The sequence below is a fragment of the Streptomyces kebangsaanensis genome (genome assembly GCF_001906585.1).
GTDB lineage: Bacteria > Actinomycetota > Actinomycetes > Streptomycetales > Streptomycetaceae > Streptomyces > Streptomyces kebangsaanensis.
The window spans coordinates 32,953-37,906 of record NZ_JUJA01000164.1; the positions used below are offsets into that span (position 1 = coordinate 32,953).

A 4,954-nucleotide genomic window follows, 5' to 3' on the forward strand; every position below is an offset into this window, starting at 1 on the left:
GCCGCCGCTGCTGAGGCGGCCGGACGGGCGGGTGCGGGTGCTCGACCTGGCCGGGGGCCCGCTGCTGGGCATCGACGCGGCGGCGACGTATCCGACGACGCGGGTGGGTCTCGCCCCCGGCTCGGTGCTCGTCCTCTACACCGACGGGCTGGTGGAATCGCCCGGGGTGGACATCGAGGACGCCATTGCGGAGCTGGGGCACCGGCTCGGTGAGGCCGGGGACGTGCCGCTGGGCGAGCTGGCCGACCGCCTGGTGCGGCACAGCGTGGCGGCGCGGGAGCGGATCGACGACGTGGCGGTGCTGCTGCTGCGGGCGCGGGGGGACGGGTGACGGTCCGGCCCTCCCGCGGGAGGGCCGGACCGTGAGCGGCTCAGGGGGAAGCCGCGCTCGGAGGGTGCCGCTCAGTGGTTCCGGCCGCGCCCGTAGCCGTGCGCCGCACCGGGGCTGTGACCGCCGGTCTGCTGATCGTCACCGGCCTGCTGGTCGCCCACGCCGGTCTGGTCACCACCGGCCTGCTGGTCACCACCGGCCTGCTGGTCGTCCGCGCCGTTCCCGGCCGCGGCACCGTCACCCGCTCCGTCGCCGTTCCCGGCCGCGTCGCCGCCGCCACCGCCGAACGTCGCGCCGGTCGCCTCGAGGGCCGTGGTGACCGGCTGGAAGAAGGTCTCGCCGCCCTGGGTGCAGTCGCCGCTGCCACCCGAGGTGAGGCCGATCGCGCCGCCGTCCTGGGTGAACAGGGAGCCGCCGCTGTCGCCGGGCTCGGCGCAGACGTTGGTCTGTATGAGGCCGTTGACGGTGTCGACACCGGCCGGGTTGGTCTCGCTCTGGAAGTTGACGGTGGCGTTGAGGCCGGTCACCTGGCCGTTGCGCAGCCCGGTCGTGCTGCCCATCCGGAAGACGGTCGCGCCGACGGTGGCTTCCGCGGCCTCGGCGATCTGGACGGTCTGCCCGTTGCCGACGTTGACGTCGCTCGGCGCCCGGGTGTTCGGGTCGTCGTACTTGACGAGGGCGAAGTCGCTGCCGGGGAAGGTGGCCTGGTCGACCGTGGCGATCGGCCCGCCGTTCTGGGAGTCGGACCACTGCTCGGCCGCGACGGCGCAGTGACCGGCGGTCAGGAAGGCGGGGCTGCCGTCGGAGGCCGTGACGTTGAAGCCGAGGGAGCAGCGGACGGTGCCGCCCTGCGTCTGGGAGAAGATGGCGTCGCCGCCGGAGGCGAACGTCTTGAAGGTGCCGGCGGACTTCTTCAGGGTGGCCATGCCCGGGCCGAGGCTCTCGACGGTGGACTGCAGTCTGCTCCACTTGGCGCCGGTGACCGTGCTGTCGGCGGTGACCACGACCTTGTTCGTGCGCGGGTCGACGGCCCAGGACGTGCCGGGGATGGTGGCCTTGGTCCTCAGGCTCCGCTCCGCGGACTTCAGTTCGGCGGTGCTGTTGCCGACCTGGCGGACGACCACGCCCGCCTTCTTCGCCTGGACGATCACATCGTTGTCGCCGCGCACCACATTGATGACGAGTCGCTGCTTGTCGCCGTCGTAGTACGAGCCGGCGAAGGCGTCACCGAGCGCGTGGGCGAGCTGCGCGGACAGGTTCGAGGCGTCCTTGGCCTTCAGGGTCCTGGGGGTGGCGTCGTCCGCCGCGCCGTCCTGGGAGGCGTTGGCGTTCGGGAGCAGTATCGCCGCCGCGCCGAGCGCCACCACGCCGCCTGCCGCGATCGCGGCCTTGCGCTTCGGAATTCGCTTGTGACTCAAACTTCTCGACCTCCTGAGGGGCGGGGCCCGTGCCGCCGTCCCGCGGTGGTTGGGGGGGACGCCTGGATGGCTGTTGGTACGCACGGGACGAGCGACGTGTTCAATCCCGTTCGCCGGCTCCTCCCCGCCACACGGAATCGGCCAACTCCCTTACACAGAAAGCACATCGACACACTCCGTAGCCGAACAGCGACGGCCGGTCGCGGACATGAGGTGGAATCACGGCTTCAGCGAATCTGCACAGCCCGTGCCCAACGAGGTCACCGCGTATGGCGGATCTGCACAACCGCGCGTCTCCCGGCACGCGTTCGCCAACGAATGCCGGATTCACCGGCGCGTCGGCAAGGGGGCGGGTGCGCCGATGCGGTGCGACATGTGAAGAAGTCGCCGCCATGCCGTGCCCGCGCCTGCACGGATGACCGCCCCGCAGCGGCAAGTGCGCTGGTGAGGGCACTGGTCGAGTGGAAACGGCGGGCCGCGCCGTGCTTACATCCATCGCACCGCGGGCCCCGCCGGCGCTTGGGAAACAGGCGTCCGGGTGCTCACGGTCGCGGCCGTCCTGTCCCCAGAGGGGGCCGCTCTCCCCTTGTGAGATATCCATAGGAAGGGAAGTTCCATCATGAACTCCACCCCCCAGGTTGAGACCGTCGAGATCTCCGACGCCGAGCTCGACAACGTCTCCGGCGGTCTGTCCGTGAACGCTCTGGGCACCGTCACCGGCCTGGTGGACGGCGTTGCCCCGGTGACCGGCGTGGTCGACACGGCCGTCGGCACCGTCGAGGGTGTGACCGGTCTGAGCACCGCCCCGGCCGTCAACCTGGTCGCCGGTCTCTGATCGCACCGCGTTGCCGCCGAGTCCCGGAGCCGGCTGCCGGTTCCGGGACTCCCGGCTGCCACAGGAATCCGTGACGTGCAGTTCCGACAACAGGCCCTCGCCAAGCTCCAGTCGCCGGAGGAACTCGACCTCCCGGTGCGGCTCGCCCGCCCCCAGGGATGGCTGGTGCTGTCCGTGGCGCTCGTCGCCATGGCGGCCGCCTCCGTGTGGGCCGTGACCGGGTCGGTGGCCTCCACCGTCGACGCGCCCGCCATCCTCACGTACGCACAGGGCAGTTACGTCCTGCAGAGCCCGGTCGACGGCCAGGTCGCCGCGGTCCTCGCCAAGGAGGGCGAGCGGCTGCCCGCGAACTCGCCCGTGCTGAAGGTCCGTACCGGCCGGGGCGAGGAAGTCGTCCGTACGATCGCCGCGGGCCGGATCACCGCGCTCGCCGCCACCCTCGGCCAGATCGTCTCCACCGGTGCGGACGTCGCCGTCGTCGAGAAGGTCGCCCGCGTCTCCGATCCGCTGTACGCCACCGTGTACGTGCCCGCGGAGAACGCCGCCGCCATTCCCGACCGCGCCGCCGTCGACCTGACCGTCTCCTCGGTGCCGGCCCAGCGGTACGGCGTGCTGCGCGGCCGTGTGAAGTCGGTGGACCGCGCCGCCCAGTCGGCCCAGCGGATCGCCGCCCACCTCGGGGACGCCCAACTGGGCGAGCAGTTCACGAGGAAGGGCCGGCCCGTCGCCGTACTCGTCGGGCTCGACGCCGCCTCCGCGACGAGGAGCGGCTACCGCTGGTCCTCCGCGGACGGGCCGCCGTACCGGCTCGACTCCATGACCCCGGCCTCGGCCTCGATCCGCCTGACCGAACAGCGTCCCGTCGATTGGCTGCTGCCGTGACCACCGTGCGCACCCCCACCGTCCTTCAGATGGAGGCCGTGGAGTGCGGCGCCGCCTCGCTCGCCATGGTCCTCGGCCACTACGGCCGCCATGTCCCGCTGGAGGAGCTGCGCATCGCCTGCGGCGTCTCCCGGGACGGCTCACGGGCGAGCAACCTGCTGAAGGCGGCCCGCGGTTACGGCCTGACGGCCAAGGGCATGCAGATGGACACCGCCGCCCTCGCCGGGGTGAGGGCGCCCGCCGTCCTCTTCTGGGAGTTCAACCACTACGTCGTCTACGACGGCATGGGCCGCCGCCTCGGCCGGCGCGGGGTGTTCGTCAACGACCCCGGCAAGGGCCGCCGTTTCGTGCCCATGGAGGAGTTCGACACCAGTTACACGGGTGTCGTGCTGGTGATGGAGCCCGGCAAGGGCTTCGTCAGGGGCGGCCGCAGGCCCGGCGTCCTGGGCGCCCTGCCGGCCCGGCTGCGCGGCACCGCGGGCGCGCTGCCGGCGGCGGTGCTGGCCAGTCTGCTGCTGGTCGCGGTCGGCGCGGCGCTGCCCGCGCTCAGCCGGACCTACATCGACACGTACCTGATCGGCGGACAGACGTCGCTGCTGGGCGTGCTGTTCGCGTCGATGGGCGCGTGCGTGCTGCTCACCGTCGTGCTGACCTGGCTGCAGCAGGCCAACCTGCTGCACGGCAGGATCATCTCCTCCACGCTCGCCGGTGCCCGCTTCCTGCGGCATCTGCTGCGGCTGCCGGTCACGTTCTTCGCCCAGCGCAGCCCGGCCGACCTGGTGCAGCGGCTGCAGTCCAACGACCAGGTCGCCGAGACCCTCGCCCGCGACCTGGCGGCGGCGGGCGTGGACGCGGTCGTGGTCGTGCTGTACGCGGTGCTGCTCTACACCTACGACCCGCAGCTGACGTTCGTCGGCATCGGCGTGGCACTGCTGAACATCGTGGCGATGCGGGTCGTCGTACGGCTGCGTGCCACGCGCACGGCGAAGCTGCGCGCGGACACCGCCCGGCTGACCAACACCGCCTACACCGGGCTGCAGTCGATCGAGACGATGAAGGCGACCGGCGGCGAGGACGGCTACTTCCGCACCTGGGCCGGGCAGCACGCCACCACCCTGGAGGAGCAGCAGCGGCTGGGGGTGCCGAGCGCGTGGCTGGGCGTGGTCGCGCCGGCGCTCGCCACGCTCAACAGCGCGCTGATCCTGTGGATCGGCGGGATGCGGGCGGTCGAGGGGCACATCTCGGTCGGTCTGCTGGTCGCGTTCCAGGCGCTGGTGACCCGGTTCACCGCACCGCTGACCCGCCTCAACGGCGTGGCGGGCCGCATCCAGGACTTCGCGGCGGACGTGGCCCGGCTGAAGGACGTGGAGAACTTCCGGGCCGACCCGCTCTACGCCCGCCCCGGCGGCGGCGACACCCGCCGGCTGCACGGCCATGTCGAGCTGGAGAACATCACCTTCGGCTACAGCCCGCTGGACGAGCCGCTGC

General features: G+C 72.2%; 5 protein-coding genes. 4 read left to right on the forward strand and 1 reads right to left on the reverse strand.

Annotated elements, in window-relative coordinates; genetic code table 11:
- On the forward strand, positions 1–331 hold a 331-nt coding region (locus tag RH94_RS45340), incomplete at its 5' end, for a PP2C family protein-serine/threonine phosphatase (protein ID WP_234426208.1).
- A gap of 71 nt (positions 332–402) precedes the next feature.
- On the opposite strand, the gene RH94_RS33200 is transcribed toward RH94_RS45340, so the two are convergent.
- Positions 403–1,749 (reverse strand): S1 family peptidase, encoded by a 1,347-nt coding sequence (locus RH94_RS33200; RefSeq protein WP_199881116.1) that lies wholly within the window; start codon positions 1,747–1,749, stop codon positions 403–405.
- Positions 1,750–2,368: 619 nt separating this feature from the next.
- On the opposite strand from RH94_RS33200, the gene RH94_RS33205 reads away from it, so the two are divergent.
- The 3 genes from RH94_RS33205 to RH94_RS33215 all read left to right on the forward strand — a co-directional run.
- Positions 2,369–2,584, forward strand: a complete 216-nt coding sequence (locus RH94_RS33205; RefSeq protein ID WP_073952041.1) for a hypothetical protein — start codon at positions 2,369–2,371, stop codon at positions 2,582–2,584.
- 75 nt (positions 2,585–2,659) lie between these two features.
- Complete coding sequence (locus tag RH94_RS33210) at positions 2,660–3,466, forward strand: HlyD family efflux transporter periplasmic adaptor subunit (RefSeq protein ID WP_073952042.1); 807 nt, start codon at positions 2,660–2,662, stop codon at positions 3,464–3,466.
- Positions 3,467–3,495: 29 nt separating this feature from the next.
- Positions 3,496–4,954 (forward strand): cysteine peptidase family C39 domain-containing protein (locus tag RH94_RS33215; protein WP_234426225.1); only part of this gene is annotated, 1,459 nt, incomplete at its 3' end.